The following is a 3,672-nucleotide window of genomic DNA, read 5'->3' on the forward strand; positions in this document are numbered from 1 at the left end:
GGTAGCGATATCTAGCTTTCATTTGTTTTTGATATTTACTGTCTTTATCTTAACATAAACCAGAATAAAAAGCCGTCCTAAAAGGACGGGGCTTTAAACCCAAAATTTTCGGTAACATGAGGTGTTCTTGGGCAAACAGGGCATGGGGCATGGGGCATTGGCCCGCGCAGGGCATGGGGCATGGGGCATGGGGCATTGGCCCGCGCAGGGCATGGGGCATGGGGCATGGGGCATTGGCCCGCGCAGGAAGAGTACCTTACTTTCCTGAGAACCCCTGTATTCTCAAAAAACTGATAACAGCCGATCGTCAACTGATGAAATTGAGCATCGTCGTTCCAGAAGCGATCGACAAGCCGGAGAATTGGCGATCGTTCCTCAAAACTCGATCGGCATCGTAAAAAATGTTGAACGCACCCAAAAAATAATTAGATACCATTCAAAACTTATCCGAGTAGCCAGACTTTATATTTATGAAAAAAAGCGACCCAACAACCGTCACATCTGAGATTATCTGATGAGTATTTTAACACTTTAAAAATGGTTAATAAACTCTTTTAGGAATTATTTTCGGACTCTTGTGCCGTACAATCAATCAAGAGTTGAAGAGCGATCGCATGAGCTTTCATGTGGACAGTCCAACTGTTCAACTATTAATGGTTGAAACCTGATGTCTCCAGGTTCAATTGCCACTCTTCTCCACCAAGCTGGCAACAAGAGCAGCCAAAACTTACCCAAAGACACAGAACGCTGCTCGCGAACAAAAACCAAGGTCAGGAGAGCCACCAGTCGTAAAACGGCTGAGAGCGCAAACACCCCTGGCAAGCCACCGAGATTGGTCAAAGTGGCGAGAAAGCCACCCACGGTGATTCCCATTGCCCCAGTGACACCAGGAACCGCGGCCGCGATCGCAAAGTATATCGACTGATTCAACAGTGGTGCCACCGACATCATCAGATTACCACTGCACAAGTCGATCGCCGCCCACGTCCCACCGCCGATGATGTGCAACAGCGGGAACCACACCCATAGGAAAATTGGAGCCGTTCCACCTTCTAGCCACAGTAGAGGGGTCAGAGCCACCAAAACTCCCACTACTAGCATAATCGGGCGATTCCCAACCCGGTCAGCCAGCTTCCCCCAAAAAACCAGCATCAGCAAGTTAGCACCAGCACCTAAGCTGCTATAGAGCGTTACCACGCTGACATCTATCTTTAGGTCATCTAGCAAGTAAAGGTTAAAGAAGGGCGCGCTGACGTTAACGGCAAAGCTCCATAGACCAGAGTAAAGCAAAAACTTTAAAAAATTGGCTTCCTTGAGAAAGCTAAAAATTGTCCCTGTGGATGATTTTTCGCCTGTATCTGAATGCGTAACCTGTACAAGCTTTGGGTTCACATCGGTCATAAAGAACTGACAACCTAGACTGATGAGACCAAGCACAATTCCTAAAACCAAGATGGCACTGTAACCTTGGAGCTTTCCACCGGGCCAGTTCGATACCACTAGAGCCAGCAACGGCACACCAATGAGATTCGTCAAGCTGACAGCACTATTGCGAAAGCCAAAATACCGCCCGCGCAACCGCTGAGGTACTAACGCCGCCAACCAGCTCAAGAAGGAAGCCCGACCTAAAGATTCTAAGACTTGACTTACCCAGATGATTGCCAATGTCAACTGCACAACCTGATGTCGGGCCAGATGAAATGAGCCTCCCAACCAAAGGGCTGGCACGAGAATCAGCCACAGCAGTCGCGACATTCCGAAAATGTAGAAGGAATACCAGTGGCGGCTCTGTGTTCGGTCTGCTATATAAGCTCCGAACGGTTGGAGCAGATTTACCAGTTGAGGAATGGAGGAGAGCATACCAATTTCGACTGGACCAGCCCCCAAATCGAGCAAGAAATTACTGAGCAACGCGCCGCCGATGATGCTGTAAAAAAGCGTAGCGAAAACACCGTCCAAAGTTAGTGCTCTGAGGCTCGATCGAGTTTCCGGTTTGGAAAGTTTTAGATGCCCATTTGTCAGAAGTACCGTCTCTGGTAAGGCTATATCCTCTTGGATTTCCTGAAGTTCTAGAGGATTCGTTCCTACTAAGCTGTAATCTTCTTGTTTTTCGAGCATACTGGATAGCCAATAGATAAGCTGCTACGCAGCTTAATTGTATAACATAAGATTAAGTATTTTAAGGAGCACAGCCATAGATGCAAGCTAAAAGTCTATAGGCTTGGGTTACAACTATTTATTCCTCGGAGATGCCCCTAAATCCCCCTTAAGAAGGAGGACTTTGAGTAAGTTCTGATATCCCTCTTTTTAAGGAGGGCTAGTAGGGGGGATCGAGCTTAACTGAACCGTATTGATCTAAAAGTTATCGCTCTCAAAAGCAAAAAGAAAGATTACTTAAATAAATTAGATAAAATAAGAATGCCCCAATTACAGAATTATGATTAATTGCATTATTAATAATTAATTAATTAATTAATTAATAAGGTTCAGTTAAATTGTTTATTCCTCGGAGATCCCCCTGATTGTTGGGGAGTAGGGGTTGACTTTGAGTAAGTTCTTGTCCCACCCCCTACTCCCCTTCGTAGGGGCGGTGCTACCCCTACTCCCCGTGCCCGCCCTAGGCGCCGGGGGATCGGGCTTAACTGAACCGTATTAATCAATAAATAGCTAATTTTTTATAAATTTTCTATGCGACATTAGGTTACTGGTTTCTTCAGGGTGAACCCGATAAAATAGAGAGCTTTTCAGATGGAATAAGTCAATGTAACTTTAATAAACCCACATATTAGTATGAATAAAGGTTGCTAAAAATGAGAAGATAATCACAGTTCTAAAGGAGCAAGAGCGTTCAATAAGTCTTCTAGGATAAATCGCAGCAAAGATTGAGTTGCTAATATTAAACCTAATCGAGCTTGGGCGAGCTTTGGCTGTTCTATTTTAACTTCTCCCCAAATTCGGCACTGGCTGTAAAAAATCTGAAATGCTTCGCTCAAACTATTGGCTAATTTGAAATAATTGACAGGTTTTTCGCGGTTATTTACCTCAAAAGGAGGAGATAAATTGTCTAGCACTGTTAACAGTTGCGATATTAAACGGCGTTCTGCAGGATGCACTAACCGCAGTCGATCGCCCTCGTCAATCCAAGGGATAGGATTTGGACTCGCCAGCGACCAAATTTGCGGCGCTGTAGCGACATCTGGCTGGGCGATCGCAATTATCCGATCGCGGTGGGCCATTCGCAGCAGGGAACAGCAGCGCGCGTGGCTGTACTGAATGGGAAACAGTCGATCGGCACATACAACAGAAGATAATATTCGAGATTCGGGAATGGGGAGGTTCGTTTGAGCTAAACGCTGCAACCAGACGGCTAAACCTGCATCAGTCAACTCCATCTCAATAATTCCCGCCGGCGCTACTTTAACGGCGAAATCTGGGTAGCACAGCGGTTGGAGAGTTTCAGCCAACTGTGCCGCGATTGTCTGCGGTGTCTGCTGCCAACTTTTAGCCAATTTCAGGGCGATCGCAGACACGTACAGCACCCGCGCGCTATCTTTACTCCGATTTAATGGAAATATTGCACCATTCTCAATTACTTGTTTAGGAACAGGCAAGATGCCTGTTCCACAAGAAAATTCATCTCTTGTGGAACGGGCATCTTGCCCGTTCTTGAGA

At 46.0% G+C, this 3,672-nt stretch carries 3 protein-coding genes; 1 reads left to right on the plus strand and 2 read right to left on the minus strand.

Annotated elements, in window-relative coordinates:
- Nucleotides 1-149 precede the first annotated feature (149 nt).
- Nucleotides 150-398, plus strand: coding sequence for a hypothetical protein (locus QUB12_RS36840; protein ID WP_333311032.1), 249 nt, complete (start codon nucleotides 150-152; stop codon nucleotides 396-398).
- Nucleotides 399-588: 190 nt separating this feature from the next.
- Here QUB12_RS36840 and QUB12_RS36845 read toward each other — a convergent pair whose 3' ends face one another.
- Both QUB12_RS36845 and QUB12_RS36850 read right to left on the minus strand, forming a co-directional pair.
- Nucleotides 589-2,118, minus strand: coding sequence for an MFS transporter (locus tag QUB12_RS36845; protein ID WP_333311035.1), 1,530 nt, complete (start codon nucleotides 2,116-2,118; stop codon nucleotides 589-591).
- Nucleotides 2,119-2,822: 704 nt separating this feature from the next.
- Nucleotides 2,823-3,672 (minus strand): DALR anticodon-binding domain-containing protein (locus QUB12_RS36850; protein WP_333140268.1); only part of this gene is annotated, 850 nt, incomplete at its 5' end.

The sequence above is a fragment of the Microcoleus sp. B7-D4 genome (assembly GCF_036705125.1).
In the GTDB taxonomy this organism is placed as follows: domain Bacteria; phylum Cyanobacteriota; class Cyanobacteriia; order Cyanobacteriales; family Microcoleaceae; genus Microcoleus.